Consider the following 15637-nt stretch of genomic DNA (forward strand, 5'->3'; position numbering starts at 1 on the left):
CGGTCATGGCCCAGGTGAGACGCCCGGCTCCATTCCGAACCCGGAAGCTAAGGCCTGGCACGGCAATGGTACTGCACCCGATAGAGTGTGGGAGAGTAGCACACCGCCGCATCCAACTTGACAAGAGCCCCGAACCACGACGGTCCGGGGCTCTTCGCATATTCGCCCGGAACAGGGCATCCGACTGATAACACACGCCAGACTGATAACAGACACCACGACACAACGCGAAACCCGGGAACCAGCCCTGAACCACGACACCACAGCCGGATGGTGGTTCGTCCGCAATGCCGAACGGTCTTCACGCAAAAGCTTTGCAGGGTACGCACATGTTTTGTGGACGGCAAGGATGCCGGGCTAGTAGGCTATAGGGCAGTATTCATCGGGCTAGATAGAAGGAAGACCATGGCCAAAACACGCATTGTGGTGATGTACGGCGGCAAGGCCGACGAACACTCCATTTCCTGCATCTCCGCAGCTGGAGTGCTCCGCGCGTTTGACGAAGAACGTTTTGAGCCGATTCCCGTCGGCATCACCAAGAAGGGCCAGTGGATCGTCGGAGGCGAGGACCCGCGCGGCTGGAACATGGCCGAAGGACTGCCGGTCGTCGAGAAAACCGCGGGCGCACGCGACGTCGTGCTTGACGTCGCCCTCGGACAGGACGGCTTCTTCGCGCGCAACGAAGACGGCACGCTGGAATCGCTTGGCCACATCGACGCGGTGCTGCCCGTGTTGCATGGACCGTACGGCGAGGACGGCACGATTCAGGGCCTGCTCGAAATGATGAACGTGCCGTACGTCGGCTGCGGCGTGCTCGCGTCCGCCGCGTGCATGGACAAGCACTACACCAAGGTCCTGCTCAAAGCCGCAGGAATCCCCGTCGCACCCGGCATCACCGTCGACGCGCGCACGCTCGATCTCGACTCCAAGTTCGCGGCGAACGGCGACGATCTCGTCGCACAGGTCGAAGCGGCCGGGCTCGAGTATCCGCTGTTCGTCAAGCCGTCCCGCGCCGGCTCCAGCTTCGGCGTGACCAAAGTCGAGCATGCGGGCGACGCGGCCGAACTGGCCGCCGCTGTGTACGCGGCGTACCCGCACGACTGGCGCATCCTGATCGAACAGGGCATCGACGCGCGCGAAATCGAATGTGCGGTGCTCTGCCCGAAGGCGGGCGACGAGCCCAAGGCCAGCTGGCCGGGCGAAATCGTCCTCGACAAGCGCGCCGGCGGCGATGATCAGTTCTACGACTTCGACAGCAAGTACATGGACGCGTCCGCCAGCCACGTCGAAGTGCCGGCCAACCTGCCCGACGACGTGCTCGAACGCGTGCGCGACACCGCCGTCAAGGCGTTCAAGGCGGTGGACGGCACCGGCCTGAGCCGCGTGGACACGTTCGTGACCGCCGACGGCGACGTGATGGTCAACGAAATCAACACCATGCCCGGATTCACGCCGATCTCGATGTATCCGAAAGCGTGGGAGGCGACCGGCGTGACCTATACCGACCTCATCACCACCCTCATCGAAGGCGTACTGCGGTAAAGGCGTGCTGCGGTAGCCCCGCCTTTGTTCATGCGCATAATGCCCTTTGCTGATCGGCGATCGGCCGCGCGTATTACGACGCGGCGGTCGTCGGCAAAGGGCATGGTCATATTGAATGAAGGCGAAGCGCAATGCATGCGAACCGCAGACACCGGTCGCGGCGATCGCCGGTCAAGCGGCGAATTGCGCGGTTCACGCGCCGACGGCCGCCCGCTGCTCGATGAAATCGGCACCGGCCAAGGCGCGCACGGCGGCGTCGCGCGCGGTCGACGGCAGCAGATCCGGCTTGGCGAACACCAGCACCTGACCTTCGATGCCATACGGCGAAAATCCGGTGAATTTCACGATCGGCGACGTGCCCTCGGCGGCCACGGACGCCGTGCCGGCCGCCACCACATCCATGATGTGCCGTTCGATCACGGCAATGTCTTCGCCGGCTTTCGCCGTGAACGGCACGGTCACGAGCTCTTCGTTGCCGGGCGTCAGCTTCTCCAGCGAAGCGGTGTTGAGCACCGAATTCGGAATCACCATCTCGTTGCCGTTGCGTTCGCGCACCACCGTCTGCCGCCAGGTGATGTCCTTGACCACGCCGGTGGTGCCGGCCACGGTGATCAGATCGCCCGGCTGGATCACCTTGCCGAACATGAGCCCGAACCCGGAGATCACGTTCGCGACCGTGTCCTTCAAACCCAGCGACACGGCGATACCGCCGACGCCGAGGGCCGTCATCAGCGTGGTCGGATCGATGCCGAACACCGGCTTCAGCACGATCGTTGCCGCGAACACCCAGACCAGCACGCGCACGATATTGACGAAAATCGACGCGTTCGGCATGTCCGTGCGGTCGAGCACCTTGCGCAGCAGCTTGCTGATGCCCTTCACGAACACCCACGCGACGACGAACACCGCCACGAAGAAGATGATCTTGCCCGAGTTGGTCTCCAGCCAGGTGAGCATGCTGGCAAGCGAGTCGGTGGCCGCAGTCGTGTCCATATCCAATTCAGTCCGTTTCCATAGTCGTCGTGCCGTCGCCTTCATCCTACCCAGTTGTTTTCGCGCAACCTGTGACGATGACGAAAGTCGGCCGGGAACGTCGCCTCGCGACTACGATGGGACGCATGGGCAACATTCTCGATTACGCGTGCACGGAATTCCGCGACTTCGCGCGGCTGCCGTTCAGCGCCGTGGACTCGCTGGTCTTGTCCGAACTTGCGTACATCCACATGCCGGATGCGGTTCCGCGGTTCGACACGACGAAAACGGTCGCGACCGTGCCGCTCGCGCACGCCCTGCGCGCCGAGGACTATCCGGCCATGTTCACCACCGGTTCCGCATCGGTGAACGAGTATCGGCTCGGCCTGCTGCGCGCGGTGTGCGAATCGCCGCGCTATCGCGGCATTCGCGTGGGGGAGTACGCCGAACGGCTGGACGAGGACGACCAGCAGCAGTTCTGCGCGATGACGTTCGACCTGAGCGACTGCCGCGGGCTCGACTACGCCGGCGGGCTGCTGTACGTCGCGTTCCGCGGCACCGACGGCACGCTGGTCGGCTGGAAGGAGGACTTCAACATGGCCGTGCGCTGCCCGGTGCCGTCGCAGCGTTCCGCGGCCGACTATCTGACGTCCGTCGCCGCGCGCTCGGCCGGCGTGCTCGGTGCGCCCGCCGCAAGCCTGATGGCCGGCGGACATTCGAAGGGCGGCGCGTGCGCGATCTGGGCGGCAATGTCGATGGCCGCGCGAGAATGCTCGGCGATGACCCAAGCTGCCGACAGCGCACGCGAACTGCCAGTCGTGCCACAGGACGCCGGCAATCTGCCGATCGTCGAGCCGCGCATCATCCGCGTCTACTCGCACGACGGGCCCGGCTTCGCGACGTCGGTCACCGGTTCGCCGGCGTACCGTGCGATCGCGGGACGCATCGACAAAACCGTGCCGGAATCGTCGGTCATCGGACAGCTGCTCGGCGACGGGCCGGTCGACAGCACGGTCGTCGTGGCGGACGCGATCGGCATTCTGCAGCATATGGGCGGCAGCTGGCAGGTCGCCGACGGCGCGTTCGTGACCGCGGACGGGCTGAGCGCGGGTGCGCAGTTCGTCGACCGCACGATCGCGACGTGGCTGGACGGCGTCGACCAGCGGCAGCGCGAAGTCACGATCGATCAGGTGTACGACATCGTCGCTGCGGCCGGATACGCGAATTTCGCCGATCTTGCGGCGCACTGGACGGATGCGTTGCCGAAGATCCTGCTGGCCGCGAAGGACACGGACCGCTCGACGCGGGCGCTGGTCGCGGCGGTCGTCAAGGGGTTGCCGTCGAGCGCGCTGCGGGTGATGGTGTCGCCGCCGGCGCCGCCTGCGTCCGGCGAATCGCACGAATCATGTGAATCGCCGCGTGAATCGTCACGTGGATCGCAGGGCGGCGTGGGCTCGGACTAGCGCCGCGGCGCCGATGCCACGGCGCCGTTGTCCGACGGCAGGTTGTTGCGGAAGATGCGGTGCCAGTATTCGAGCAGATCCTTGCGCGACAGCGACAGCACCATGCTCATGGCGAGCATGGCCACGTCCTCGTTGAGCAGGTCGTCGACCGTGACCGTGTCTCGCAGTTCCGGCCAGCGGCTGATCACGGCGAGCATGCCGCCGATCGTGAAGTCGAGCATGAGATCGGTTTTCAGATCGAGCCTGGCCGGCAGCTGCAGGCCGTTGATGATGGTGAGCCGGCCGAAGTCGCGCAGTGAGTCGACCAGTTCGGGGGAGCCGTGCGGGCCGGCGATCAGCGCGAGCCGGTCGAGCCGTTCACGGTGTTCGGGCGACTGCAGCAGCGTGGTCATGGTTTCGCGCCACGTCGCGTCCGGATCGTCTCCGGGCGCGGGTAGCGCGGGTTGCGCCTCGTGCACGACGTGCATGATGGCCGAGTCGGCGAGTTCCGGCAGGCCGCTGTAGTGGTAGTAGAACGAGTTGCGGTTGACGCCGGCCTCGTGCACGACGTCGGTGACGGTGATTTTGTGGTATTCGCGGTTCGCGAGCAGTTCCCAGAACGCGTTTTCCATGCGTTCCTTGGCGGGCAGGATCTCGGAATCCCGGCGTGGGCGTGGCATCTCGGTTCCTTTCGGCCGGTTATTGGTCACATTGTCTAAAGCCTTATGATACGCCGATATTGGACAGAGTGTCTATTGTTGGTGGCGGCGCGTGCCGCGACTAACGGCGGGAAACCTTGGAATTGCGGGCGAGTGCGGCGGGCAGCAGAATCATCATCGCCTGCGTGATGTTGCGGCGGTCCTCCGGAGTGAGCCCCACGTACGCGCCCAGCATCTCCGGAATCGCCTTCGCGCCGGCCGACATCACGCCGCCGATATTATTCGCGCCGCTCGCCTCGATCACCGCGAACAGCGCATCCACTGCATGCTCGCGCTGCTCCTGGCTCAGGCCGGCCAGCCATTTGTTCAACGATTCGTTGAACAGCTTTGAACTGTGCGCCAGATCCTCCACCTGCACGAATTCGCCGCCGCACATCTGCCACGAGAACGCGAAATGCTGCATCACGCCCTCCACGTCCGACTTGACCACCGTGCAGCGCTCTGGCGTCTCCAAAATCATGCCGATGATCGACGAATCCGGCACGATCTTGACGATCCGGTCCTTCACCGTGCCGTACTCGTAGCCGTGCACCACGTCCGGCGGAAAGCCCGGCCCGTCCAGCGAATAGATGCGCGTGACCCGCTCGCGCACGTCGTCCGGCGCGTTCATCGCCGCGTACACGGCCAGATTGCCGCCCTTGGAATGGCCGGTCAGCACGATCGGACCGTCCCACAGGCCGGCCACCTGCCTGAGATATTCGGCCGCGGACACCTGCGCCGGCACCGGATACTGGAAGGACATGTTGAAGTCCTCCTTCCAGCCGACCAGCGAATCGTCCGTGCCGCGGAACGCGACCGCCAGCGTGCCGTCCGGCAGGCGGTAGGTGAGCGCGGCGAACTGCGTCTGTGCCTTCGCGTCAAACTGCGCTGCGTACGCGTTCATCGCGATGCCGGCGAAGCGCGGATTCGCGGCGACCGCGCGGTAGAAGTCGTGCGTAAGCTGCGGGTCGACCAGCGCGACGCTGTTGACGTCGTGGTCGCGGTTGACGACCCCGCCGTGCAGCTCGGCGTCGGCAGCGGCGATCGTCACGCCGTCGTACGGCGCGTGTGCGAGATTGCGCAGCGACATGATCGGATGGCGCGGTGAAAACGATCGCACGCGCGCGCCGAACGTGCCGTACCGGTCGATCGCGTCCGCGATGCACGGCACGTCGTCCGGTACGTCGTCGTACACGAGAATCGCCAGCGTCAGCGCGTCCGCGGCGCGAAACGGCACCGTCGCGAAACCGCGCGTCTCGGTGCGCGCGTAGTCGGTGATGTTCGCCATCGCGCACCTCCGTTTCCAACGTTCGTCGAATCGACAGTCCTACGACAAATCATAGTGAACCGGCGTGAAGCCGCCGGCGAACAAACGCGACGGTCGGCGCGAAATCGGTGTGTTGCGCGGGCTGCGACCGTCGGCGTCGGCGAGACCGGGCCGGCGGGAGCCGCGTGCGCGCGACGCGAGACGAACATGCGGCTTGTGACCGGGCGGTGGTAGAAACGAAACCATATGCGACCGCGCTTGCGGCCGCGCACGACAACGGGGAGGTTGCGATGATCAACGAACAGTACAAGGCGATGCTCGGCGGCAAGTCGGTGATCCGATCCTTGAGCGAGTACGCGACCGCGCGCGGCGCGGCCATCGGCTACGACAACGTATTCGACTACAGCCTCGGCAATCCGAGCGTGCCGTGCCCGCCCGACTACACCACAACCGTCATCGACATGTACGAGACGGTCGAACCGGTCGCGCTGCACGGCTACAGCCCGTCGCTCGGCATCCCGAGCGTGCGCGAGGCCATCGCCGACAGCCTCAACCGACGTTTCGGCATGGGGTACACCGCCGCGCACATCTTCCCGACCACCGGCGCGGCCGGCGCGCTCGCGCACGCCCTGCGCGCGGTGACCAAGCCCGGCGACGAAGTGATCACGTTTGCACCGTACTTCCCCGAATACCAGCCGTACGTGAGCGGCACCGGCGCATATCTGACCGTCGTGCCGGCCGACACCGACAACTTCCAGATCAACTTCAGCGCGTTCGAGGCGGCGCTCGGACCGCAGACCGTCGCCGTGCTCATCAACACGCCGAACAACCCGTCCGGCGCGGTGTATTCGGAGGCGACGCTGCGTCGGCTCGCCGACATCCTGCGCGCACGGCAGACCGAATACGGACACGACATCTTCCTGATCAGCGACGAGCCGTACCGCGAGATCGTGTTCGACGGCGGCGAGCAGCCGTACCCGTCGAAGTACTACGACAACACGCTCAGCTGCTACTCGTGGTCCAAGTCGCTCTCGCTGCCCGGCGAGCGCATCGGCTACGTGGCCGTCAACCCGCGCGCCACCGACGCGGATCTGCTTGTGCCGATGTTCGGCCAGATCTCGCGCGGCACCGGCCACAACTGCCCGAGCTCGACCGCGCAGCTCGCGGTGGCCCGCGTGATCGACGAGACGTCGGACCTGTCGGTGTACGAGACGAACATGAACCTGCTGTACGATGCGCTGACCTCGATCGGATTCGACGTGGTGCGGCCCGGCGGCACGTTCTACATCTTCCCCAAGGCGCTCGAGGACGATGCGACCGCGTTCTGCATGAAGGCCAAGGACTACGACCTGATTCTCGTGCCGTCGGAAAGCTTCGGCGTGCCCGGGTACTTCCGCATGGCGTACTGCATCGACACGGAGAAGGTGAAGCGGTCGATCCCGGTGCTCGAGCGGTTCGCGCGCGAGGTGTACGGGCTGTGACGGCTTTGGCGCTGGTCGTGCGGTCTGAAAAAGCGTTGGAAATCCTTGCGACACGCCGTGCGCTTGCGTGCGTGGCGTGGTTCGTGTAGATTATCCATCTGTTGCCTCTACGGCAGCAGATTGCGGACATAGCTTAGTTGGTAAAGCGCAACCTTGCCAAGGTTGAGACCGCGGGTTCGAGTCCCGTTGTCCGCTCTAGTTTTTCGGAATGCCGGTGATTCGGGGTTTCGGGAGATGAGACCCGGGCGGTTGGCGCAGAGGTAGCGCACTTCCCTGACACGGAAGGGGTCACAAGTTCGAATCTTGTATCGCCCACGATTGATCGGCGGGAAACTGCTGACCGATTGGATCGGACGCGAGTCTGGTCGTGCGACTGGGTGATTGGCGCAGCGGCTAGCGCACTTCCTTCACACGGAAGGGGTCGTAGGTTCGATTCCTACATCACCCACGATCTCGTGGCTTGCCGCGGGTGACATTTGGGGCTATGGCGCAGCTGGTAGCGCATCTCCATGGCATGGAGAGGGTCAGGGGTTCGAATCCCCTTAGCTCCACAGACAAAGGGCTTCCGAGTAATCGCTCGGAAGCCCTTTTGCGTTGCTGGGGTTGTGATCTGCGTTGAGACTTCGCTGATCATGACTGTGAACCGTGGCCCGGTTGCGGGGGTTGTGGGCATAGGCGGTATGAGAACGGGCGCGGCCAGAAGCGTGATCCGAAGAATCATTCTGGTTGTGGGCATAGGCGGGACATTGCGCGCCTAGATCGTGGGCATAGACAGGATGTTTATATGATCGTGGGCATAGACCGGACACGAAGAGACGATATTGCCTCAGTTCGTGTCCGGTCTATGCCCACAATGCCTATATGCATGACCGGTTATGCCCACGAGCCGGTTCCTGCCGTGGGATCCGCGAAAGAAAGCGTGTGGGTTGAACCGGGGTTGAAATTATTCGGTGGAACCGGACTGACGGTCGTGTAGGTAGGACTTGATGCTGTAGGTGAACAGGGCCAGCAGCAGGATGCCGAGGCATGCGATGGCGGCCATCACCGGAGCGCTCATGCCGGTCGAGGCGAGGATACCGCTCACTCCGGTGCTCGTGTTGACGGCGGCGTTCGAGGCGGCGCCGTTCGTGGAGGACGAACCGGTCGAGTCGTTCGTGCCGGTGGCGTTCGTAGTGGAACCGGCGGAGCTGCTCGCCTTGGAGCTGGTGGTGCCGGTTGCCGTGCCGGAATCGTGCTTCGAGGCGTTCGTGGTGGAACCTGACGTCGAATCCGCGGAGTTGCCCGAGTTGCTTGAGCTGCTCGAGTTGCCGGAGTCGCCGGAACCCGCGTTCTTCTTCGCGTCGTTCACGGCCTGCTTGATGCTGTCGTGCACCTTCTGCTGCGTATCCACGAACTGGTCGTGCTCCTGCTTGATCGTGTCGTGGTCCTCCTTGAGGTCGCTGTGCAGCTGGTCGGCGTGCTGCTTGGCATCCGTAAGATCCTGATGCAGCATGTCATGCGCGTTGTGCGCCTTGTCGTAGGCGTCGTCGATCGTGTTCTTGATGTCGTCGTGCGCCTGCTGCGCGTCCTTCCATGCCTGTTCGTGGTTCGCGCGGATGTCGTCCGCGTCCTGATGCGCTTGGCTGTGCAGCTGCTCCGCGTGCTGTTTGGCCGTATCGATATCGTTCTTGATCTGCGCGTTCGTATCGTGCAGATGCTGCAGCGCGTCGCTCCGCACGCTCATCTGACTGTCGACGTTCGCGTCGCCGCCATCCGCCATCGCGGTCATCGGCATGGCCATCGCCGCGCCGCACAACGCCAGCGAGGCGATCGCGGCCGTAACAATACGCTTCCTCATGATTCGCTCGATTCTCCCCAAAACAGTCCGCAGACTGTCGCGTACGCGTAACCATCCGACATTCTAGGAGCGGGGAAAACGCGAGTAAAGCAATACAATCGGGCAAACTGTCTATCTCACGCAGTCCGGAATCGCGGTTCGCGTTGTAGTCCGGGCTTCCGCCGCTGCCCTTGCGGCCTGCCAAACTTGCGCCGGCCCAACGGCGATTCGGGCTGCCGCGCCGGTTTCGTTCCGTGTTCGGGCTCGCATCGCAGCCGGCTCGGATCGGCAAGCGCGGCACCGGACTAGGCTGGGCGGTATGACTTCCCAGAACACGCTGTTTCACGGCAAGGCGCGAGTTTACGCCGACGCGCGCCCCGGCTATCCGGACGCGGCGATCGCGTACATCGGCTCGTTGATCCCCGACGGTTCCGTCATCGCCGACATCGGCGCGGGCACCGGCAAATGCACCGTGCCGATCGCGCGGTATGGGCTCGATCATCACTGTGACGTGCGCGCGGTCGAACCGGACGCCGACATGCGCGGCGTGCTGCTCGATGCGACTTGTCCGTACGCGAACGTTGCCGTCGCGGCCGGTACGGCCGAACACACGACCCTGCCCGACCGCAGCGTTGACGCAATCGTGTGCGCGCAGGCGCTGCACTGGTTCGATCACGACGCGTTCCTCGCCGAATGCCGGCGCATCAGCCGCGGCGACCGGTTCCTGCTCGTGTCGATCTACAACAGCACGTCGTTTGATTCGGCGATGATGCGCGGCGCGGATCGCGGAGTGCCGGGGGCGACTTCCGACGGCGGTGCGGCTGGTTCGATCGACGCTACTCGCGCTGCTGGCGACAGTGCGCCGCAGTCGTCCGAGGCGATCGCCGTCTCACCCGGTGCGGCCGATGCGCGCGTTGCGCAGTCGTCCGCTGCACTCGCCGCCGTCTCGCCCGAAGACGCGGCCGACATCGGCGTCAGCGCGCGGCACTTCCGCGAAACGGCCGCCGAATTCTTCGACCATCCGACGATCCGCAGGTTCCCCAACCCGATCCGCTACACGCGCGACACGTGGCGCACGTACATGGACTCGCACTCGCACAGCCCGCTGCCGGACGATCCGGCGTATCCCGCGCATCGCGCATGGGTCGACGCGATCTTCGACGAACGGGCCGTCGACGGAATCATGATCGACGACAACGTCACCATGATCGCCAGCGAGCTGCTACCGGCCATACCGGAACGTGGCCGCGGCGATGATGCTGCCGTGGTGATCCGCACGTATGATGCGATGCCGTCGGCCGCGCGCGAGATCCGCGAACGGGTGTTCGTGCGCGAACGTAAGTGGCGGCCCGAGTTCGATGGCTGGGATGAACTGGGGCACGCTACGCATCTGCTCGCGTTCGATGGCGGTCAGGCGGTTGGAACATGCCGGTTCTACGCGGACCCCGATCATGCGGACAGCCAGCCGGGACGATACGTGATCGCGCGGCTCGCAGTGCTGCCTGATGAGCGCGGGCGGCGTATCGGTTCGGCGCTCCTGTCCGAAGCGGAACGTCGCATCGCGCTCGCAGGCGGTACGCTCGCCGCCGTGCATGCGGAGGATGATCGCTATGCGTTCTATGAACGCCGTGGCTACCAGCTCACCGACGATATCTATGAAGGCGGGCGTCACGGCTGGCTGATCAAGCGATTGCGCTGAACGCGAGGGCCGCCGATGGGACGCGCCGGCATCGCCGCCGCGGTCGGCATGCGCAACCGCAAGATGACGGCGGTCGGCGGCGCGGTCTGGCATAGTGGGGTCATCATTCGGACGCGACATCGCTTAATGAAGCATGGTGGCGTGTGCGAGTGAAGTGAATCGTGGCATAGACGCAGGAAACCGCGTGCGAACAGCATATAATGATAACGCAAACATAACTGCAATCATTGGGATGCAACGAGGAGCATCAACATGGCTGAACTCAACAACGCGCAACGTCGCACCGAACAGCTGCCGTACCACTATGACGACCCGTCCATCATGGGCGGTCAGCTTGAATATCAGGAAAAACTGTGGGAGTTCAATCAGACCCATCCCACCGACACGGACGGCAAGCAGAAGCTCCTCAAGGAGATGTTCGCCGAGATCGGCGACGGCTGCCACGTCGAGACGCCCGCGCACGCGAACTGGGGATTTCACCACGTCCACATGGGCAAAGGCGTGTACTGCAACGTAAACTTCACCTGCGTGGACGACGCCGACATCACGATCGGCGACTGGTGCATGTTCGGACCGAACGTGGTCATCGCCACGGCCGGGCATCCGGTGCTGCCGGTCCTGCGCGAGCATCATTACGTGTACTGCATCCCGGTCACGATCGGCCGCAACGTGTGGGTCGGCGCGAACGTGACGATCCTGCCGGGCGTGACCATCGGCGACAACTGCGTGATCGGCGCCGGCTCGGTCGTCAGCCACGACATCCCGGCGAATACGGTCGCGTACGGTGTGCCGTGCAAAGCCGTACGCGAGATCGGGGAGAAGGACCGCGAATACTTCTACAAGAACCGTCGCCTCGACGTGTGGGAGTGAGCGTTGAGACAAAAAAAGGACCGCGTTGCGGCTTGATGCACGGTCGGTTTATGCCTTGCGGCAAGCCGCAACACCAGCTGATTGATCGGCAGATCAACGGTTTGGCTGATGGGGTGCTTGACCAATCAGCCAAACATCCAAACGGTCAATCACTACTGCAGGCAGGCTTCGATGTTGTTGCCGTCCGGGTCGTGGATGAACGCGGCGTAATAGGTCGGGCTATAGTTCGGGCGCGGGCCGGGCTGGCCGTTGTCGACGCCGCCCGCCGACAGACCGGCCGCGTGGAACGCCTTCACCGCATCCTCGCTGGCCGCGTGGAATGCCAGATGCGTCGGCACGACCGGGTTGCCGTCCTTCGGCGACTCCAGCCACACGCTGTCGCCATCCTCGACGTTCGCGAAGCACACCGCGCCCGGGAACTCATGCTTCTTCACGTAGCCCAGCGGCTTGAGCAGCTGTTCGTAGAAGTCTGCGCGTTCGTTGGCATCCTTGACGAATAATCCGACATGATCGATCATGACAACCTCCTTGGTGCGATGCGAACCGTTGGTATTCCATGCGGTTCCGTCACATTCCCAGTGTAGTCGGCGTCAGGCGCCGGGGTATTCGGCCGGCCGAACACAGCTGTTATGATCGGCGTATGGGCGAATGCGTGTTCTGCGATATCGTGCGCGGCGAGGAGCCGTGCCGGCCGGTCTTGGAGTCCGATCTGGCGCTGTGCTTCGTATCGGCCGACGATCAGGTCGATTATCATCTGCTCGTCGTGCCGAAGCGGCATGCGGTCAACATCCTCGACTGCGACGCGGAATCCCTGCGTGCGGTGGCCGACCTGACGCAGCGCGTCGCCCGGCATCTGGTCTCGGATTGCGGGTTCGACGGCGTCGATCTGCTCAACACCTCGTTCGAGGACAACCAGTCGGTATTCCATTTTCATGTGCATCTGCTGGCCCGCTCGCGCGGCGACGGTCTGGACACCTGGCCGAAGCTGCCCGGTCGCGCGATCTCGCTGGACGCCGCGTGGCGGCGAATGCGATGAGATCGCACGTGACCGCGGTATCCAGCGGTTTGGGCCGCTACGCCCGCGTCGGGTCCTTCTGGAGGGTAAGGAAGACGAGCGCGACGACGAGCAGGATCGCGATCGAGAGCACGCCGAGCGACGCGTTGCCGGTCAGCGACGTGGTGGTGGCCACGAGGAACGTGCCGAGAATCGAGGCGGTCTTGCCGAAGATGTCGTACAGGCCGTAATACTCGTTGGCGTGCTCCTTGGGGATGATCTTGCCGTAGTACGAACGCGACAGCGCTTGGATGCCGCCCTGGAACATGCCCACGAGAATCGCGAGGATCCAGAACTGCGCGGCCGAACGCAGGAAGAACGCGGCGAAGAACACGATGCACATGTACGCGACGACCGCGGCCATGATCATCGGCTTGCATCCGAACCGGCCCGCCAGGCGGCCGTACAGGATGGCGCACGGGAACGCGACGAACTGTGTCACGAGCAACGCCACCACGAGCTGCGTCGAATCGATGCCGAGCTGCGTGCCGTATGACGTACTCATCGAGATGACCGTGTTCACCGCGTCGATATAGAAGAAGAACGCGATCATGAACATCCACAGCGGCTTGTTTTTCACGAGCTTTCGCAATGTGCCGGCCAACTCGGTGAACGTGCCGTGGATCGCCTCGCACGTGTGCTCTCGGGTCGCGCGGTAATGCACCTGCCTGTAGCTCGTGAGCAGCGGGATCGTGAACGCCACCCACCACACGGCCGTGATCACGAACGATGCCCGCGTGCATGCGACCGTCGACCAGCCAAGCAGCGACGGTCCGCCGAAGATCAGCGCGATGCACGCGATGAACGGGATCGTCGAGCCGACGTATCCCCAGCCATAGCCGTGCGACGACACCTTATCCATGCGATCGTTGTCGGTCGTGTCGATGAGCATCGAATCGTAGAACGTGAGCGAGCCGTTCAGGCCGATCGTCGCGAGCACGTACACGATCAGGAACGGCAGCCAGGTCAGCGGTAGCGCCATCGCGCAGCACGTGACCACGCCCGTGCCGAAGAAGCCGAGGAAGAACTTGATCTTCATGCCCTGCACGTCGGCGATCGAGCCGAGCAGCGGCATGAGTAGCGCGATGACGAGCGACGCGATCGTCTGCGCATAGCCCCACGCGGAGACGATGTTGCCGTCCGCGGGCATGAGCGATTTCGCGTAGATCGGCACGACGGCGGTGCTCAGCAGCACGAACGCCGAATTGCCGACGTCGTAGACGATCCACTGCTTCTCGCGTTTGGTAAGCTTCGCGCCGGCCGGCACCGCGGTCGCAGCGGTCGACGATTCGGGGGAGGACACAGGACTTGACATAACGACTCCTGACCATGACAACAACTATCAGCCATCGTACGGGCCGGGCAGGGGAGCGGACAAGGCCCCGGGTGAACAGCGCATGAATTCTGCCGAGGTGCGAACCGGCGACGCGAGCCGGCGCCGCGCGCCGATTCGTCCCCGCGGGCCTTTACGTTTGGGGGAAGGATTGACGTTCAAGGAGACCTTTATTATGCAGCAGCAGAAGAACACGGGAGCTGCGCCCGGAAACGCGGCCGGAGGAGACATCGCGGTGCCCGCCAGCCTGGAGCACCCGCAGCCGCTCAACACGCCCGAGGAACTGCGTGCCATCCGGCAGGCCATGCGCGAGGGCAAGAACCCGCTCATCGCCACCGACGTGCCGCGCTGGGAGGATCAGGTCGGCGTCGACCGGATCATCAACCGCCGCGTCGTCGAACTCGAACCGCTGCCCACGCCCGCGCAGGTGCTTGCCGAACTGCCGCTCGACGCGGCCGCGCAGGAGATCGTCGCCTATTCGCGCGACGAAATCCGCGCCTGCCTGTACGGACAGGACGACCGTCTGCTCGTCATCGTCGGCCCGTGCTCCGTGCACGATCCGGCCGCCGCGCTCGACTACGCGAGCCGACTCGCGCGCGTGATGAAGGAAGTGGAAGGCGAACTGCTCATTGTCATGCGCGTGTACTTCGAAAAGCCGCGCACGACCGTCGGCTGGAAGGGACTCATCAACGACCCCGACATCGACGGCACGCACAACATCAAGAAGGGCCTGCTGCTCGCGCGCAAGACCTTGCTCGGCGTGCTCGGCGAAGGACTCGCCGCCGCGACCGAATTCCTCGAGCCGACCAGCCCGCAGTTCATCGCCGACGCGGTCAGCTGGGGCGCGATCGGCGCGCGCAACACCGAATCGCAGGTGCACCGCCAGCTCGCCAGCGGCATGTCCATGCCGATCGGCTTCAAGAACGCGACCGACGGGTCTGTCAAGGCCGCGGTCAACGGCTGCTACGCGTCCGCGCAGCAGCACACGTTCTTCGGCATCGACCACATGGGCCGCGCGTGCGCGGTCGAAACGCTCGGCAACCCCGACTGCCACGTCGTGCTGCGCGGCTCGATCCACGGGCCGAACTACGACGCCGAATCCGTGCGTCGCGCGATGGAGGACATCCGCGCGATGATGCCCGCCGACTCGGCCGCCGCGCACGGGCTCATCGTCGACTGCTCGCACGGCAACTCCGGCAAGGACGAACACCGGCAGGCCGAAGTCGTGCGCGACATCGCGCGGCGCATCGCCGACGGCGAGACCGGCATCACCGGCGTGATGATGGAAAGCTTCATCGAAGGCGGCAACCAGCCCGCCGCGCCGCTCGACCAACTCGTCTACGGCAAGTCGATCACCGACAAGTGCATCAGCTGGCCCGAAACCGAACGGCTCCTGCACGAGCTCGCCGACGCCGTCTCGGCCCGCCGCTGGAAGTGATATTTTTCTCGGCTCCCCTTGCCAG

13 protein-coding genes, 4 tRNA genes, 1 rRNA gene and 1 pseudogene are annotated in these 15637 nt (G+C 64.4%); 13 read left to right on the plus strand and 6 right to left on the minus strand.

Annotated features, from left to right (window positions below; genetic code table 11):
- Both rrf and KIH79_RS05170 read left to right on the plus strand, forming a co-directional pair.
- Positions 1-112, plus strand: a 5S ribosomal RNA gene (gene rrf / locus KIH79_RS05165); the annotation flags it as partial.
- 293 nt (positions 113-405) lie between these two features.
- Positions 406-1542, plus strand: a complete 1137-nt coding sequence (locus KIH79_RS05170; protein ID WP_219058438.1) for a D-alanine--D-alanine ligase family protein — start codon at positions 406-408, stop codon at positions 1540-1542.
- A gap of 192 nt (positions 1543-1734) precedes the next feature.
- Here KIH79_RS05170 and KIH79_RS05175 read toward each other — a convergent pair whose 3' ends face one another.
- Positions 1735-2535 (minus strand): mechanosensitive ion channel family protein, encoded by an 801-nt coding sequence (locus KIH79_RS05175; RefSeq protein ID WP_219058439.1) that lies wholly within the window; start codon positions 2533-2535, stop codon positions 1735-1737.
- 125 nt (positions 2536-2660) lie between these two features.
- Here KIH79_RS05175 and KIH79_RS05180 point away from each other — a divergent pair, with 125 nt between their 5' ends.
- The gene (locus KIH79_RS05180) at positions 2661-3977 is read left to right on the plus strand and encodes an Mbeg1-like protein (RefSeq protein ID WP_219058440.1); all 1317 of its coding nucleotides are present in this window, start codon (positions 2661-2663) and stop codon (positions 3975-3977) included.
- Here KIH79_RS05180 and KIH79_RS05185 read toward each other — a convergent pair.
- Both KIH79_RS05185 and KIH79_RS05190 read right to left on the minus strand, forming a co-directional pair.
- Positions 3974-4636, minus strand: a complete 663-nt coding sequence (locus tag KIH79_RS05185; RefSeq protein WP_219058441.1) for a TetR/AcrR family transcriptional regulator — start codon at positions 4634-4636, stop codon at positions 3974-3976. The genes KIH79_RS05180 and KIH79_RS05185 overlap by 4 nt on opposite strands.
- Before the next feature lie 100 nt (positions 4637-4736).
- Positions 4737-5942: a DUF2974 domain-containing protein gene (locus KIH79_RS05190; RefSeq protein ID WP_219058442.1), complete on the minus strand. Its 1206-nt coding sequence runs from the start codon at positions 5940-5942 to the stop codon at positions 4737-4739.
- A gap of 269 nt (positions 5943-6211) precedes the next feature.
- On the opposite strand from KIH79_RS05190, the gene KIH79_RS05195 reads away from it, so the two are divergent.
- From KIH79_RS05195 to KIH79_RS05215, 5 genes are all read left to right on the plus strand, one after another.
- Positions 6212-7402: a pyridoxal phosphate-dependent aminotransferase gene (locus tag KIH79_RS05195; RefSeq protein ID WP_219058443.1), complete on the plus strand. Its 1191-nt coding sequence runs from the start codon at positions 6212-6214 to the stop codon at positions 7400-7402.
- 122 nt (positions 7403-7524) lie between these two features.
- Positions 7525-7597: transfer RNA gene (locus KIH79_RS05200), tRNA-Gly, on the plus strand.
- 48 nt (positions 7598-7645) lie between these two features.
- Positions 7646-7717 (plus strand) — tRNA-Val (locus tag KIH79_RS05205).
- A 60-nt stretch (positions 7718-7777) separates the two neighbouring features.
- Positions 7778-7850, plus strand: a tRNA-Val gene (locus tag KIH79_RS05210).
- A gap of 30 nt (positions 7851-7880) precedes the next feature.
- Positions 7881-7953, plus strand: a tRNA-Ala gene (locus KIH79_RS05215).
- Positions 7954-8345: 392 nt separating this feature from the next.
- Here KIH79_RS05215 and KIH79_RS05220 read toward each other — a convergent pair.
- Entirely contained in the window at positions 8346-9239 is an 894-nt protein-coding gene (locus KIH79_RS05220) for a coiled-coil domain-containing protein (protein WP_219058444.1), read from the minus strand.
- Between the two features lie 298 nt (positions 9240-9537).
- On the opposite strand from KIH79_RS05220, the pseudogene KIH79_RS12820 reads away from it, so the two are divergent.
- The 3 genes and pseudogenes from KIH79_RS12820 to KIH79_RS13030 all read left to right on the plus strand — a co-directional run.
- Positions 9538-9918 (plus strand): annotated as a pseudogene (locus KIH79_RS12820) (class I SAM-dependent methyltransferase); the annotation flags it as partial.
- 588 nt (positions 9919-10506) lie between these two features.
- Entirely contained in the window at positions 10507-10917 is a 411-nt protein-coding gene (locus KIH79_RS12825; RefSeq protein WP_236023637.1) for a GNAT family N-acetyltransferase, read from the plus strand.
- Between the two features lie 252 nt (positions 10918-11169).
- Positions 11170-11787 carry a sugar O-acetyltransferase gene (locus KIH79_RS13030; protein WP_219058446.1) on the plus strand — a complete coding sequence of 206 codons (618 nt, stop codon included), beginning with the start codon at positions 11170-11172 and terminating at the stop codon, positions 11785-11787.
- A gap of 152 nt (positions 11788-11939) precedes the next feature.
- On the opposite strand, the gene KIH79_RS05235 is transcribed toward KIH79_RS13030, so the two are convergent.
- Positions 11940-12305, minus strand: coding sequence for a VOC family protein (locus KIH79_RS05235; RefSeq protein ID WP_219058447.1), 366 nt, complete (start codon positions 12303-12305; stop codon positions 11940-11942).
- A 122-nt stretch (positions 12306-12427) separates the two neighbouring features.
- On the opposite strand from KIH79_RS05235, the gene KIH79_RS05240 reads away from it, so the two are divergent.
- The gene (locus KIH79_RS05240; RefSeq protein ID WP_219058448.1) at positions 12428-12823 is read left to right on the plus strand and encodes an HIT family protein; all 396 of its coding nucleotides are present in this window, start codon (positions 12428-12430) and stop codon (positions 12821-12823) included.
- A gap of 37 nt (positions 12824-12860) precedes the next feature.
- On the opposite strand, the gene KIH79_RS05245 is transcribed toward KIH79_RS05240, so the two are convergent.
- Positions 12861-14156, minus strand: a complete 1296-nt coding sequence (locus tag KIH79_RS05245; RefSeq protein ID WP_219058449.1) for an MFS transporter — start codon at positions 14154-14156, stop codon at positions 12861-12863.
- A gap of 322 nt (positions 14157-14478) precedes the next feature.
- On the opposite strand from KIH79_RS05245, the gene KIH79_RS05250 reads away from it, so the two are divergent.
- Entirely contained in the window at positions 14479-15612 is a 1134-nt protein-coding gene (locus KIH79_RS05250; RefSeq protein WP_236023638.1) for a 3-deoxy-7-phosphoheptulonate synthase, read from the plus strand.
- Positions 15613-15637 lie beyond the last annotated feature (25 nt).

The organism is Bifidobacterium miconis (genome assembly GCF_019331735.1).
Classification (GTDB): domain Bacteria; phylum Actinomycetota; class Actinomycetes; order Actinomycetales; family Bifidobacteriaceae; genus Bifidobacterium; species Bifidobacterium miconis.

Excerpts from the sequence above, each read along its gene's own strand:
- KIH79_RS05245 (WP_219058449.1), bottom strand. The coding sequence starts at position 14,156 with ATGTCAAGTCCTGTGTCCTCCCCCGAATCGTCGACCGCTGCGACCGCG.
- KIH79_RS05195 (WP_219058443.1), top strand. The coding sequence starts at position 6,212 with ATGATCAACGAACAGTACAAGGCGATGCTCGGCGGCAAGTCGGTGATC.
- KIH79_RS05250 (WP_236023638.1), top strand. The coding sequence starts at position 14,479 with ATGCGCGAGGGCAAGAACCCGCTCATCGCCACCGACGTGCCGCGCTGG.
- KIH79_RS05220 (WP_219058444.1), bottom strand. The coding sequence starts at position 9,239 with ATGAGGAAGCGTATTGTTACGGCCGCGATCGCCTCGCTGGCGTTGTGC.
- KIH79_RS05175 (WP_219058439.1), bottom strand. The coding sequence starts at position 2,535 with ATGGACACGACTGCGGCCACCGACTCGCTTGCCAGCATGCTCACCTGG.
- KIH79_RS05170 (WP_219058438.1), top strand. The coding sequence starts at position 406 with ATGGCCAAAACACGCATTGTGGTGATGTACGGCGGCAAGGCCGACGAA.
- KIH79_RS05180 (WP_219058440.1), top strand. The coding sequence starts at position 2,661 with ATGGGCAACATTCTCGATTACGCGTGCACGGAATTCCGCGACTTCGCG.
- KIH79_RS05235 (WP_219058447.1), bottom strand. The coding sequence starts at position 12,305 with ATGATCGATCATGTCGGATTATTCGTCAAGGATGCCAACGAACGCGCA.
- KIH79_RS05185 (WP_219058441.1), bottom strand. The coding sequence starts at position 4,636 with ATGCCACGCCCACGCCGGGATTCCGAGATCCTGCCCGCCAAGGAACGC.
- KIH79_RS05240 (WP_219058448.1), top strand. The coding sequence starts at position 12,428 with ATGGGCGAATGCGTGTTCTGCGATATCGTGCGCGGCGAGGAGCCGTGC.
- KIH79_RS12825 (WP_236023637.1), top strand. The coding sequence starts at position 10,507 with ATGCCGTCGGCCGCGCGCGAGATCCGCGAACGGGTGTTCGTGCGCGAA.
- KIH79_RS05190 (WP_219058442.1), bottom strand. The coding sequence starts at position 5,942 with ATGGCGAACATCACCGACTACGCGCGCACCGAGACGCGCGGTTTCGCG.
- KIH79_RS13030 (WP_219058446.1), top strand. The coding sequence starts at position 11,170 with ATGGCTGAACTCAACAACGCGCAACGTCGCACCGAACAGCTGCCGTAC.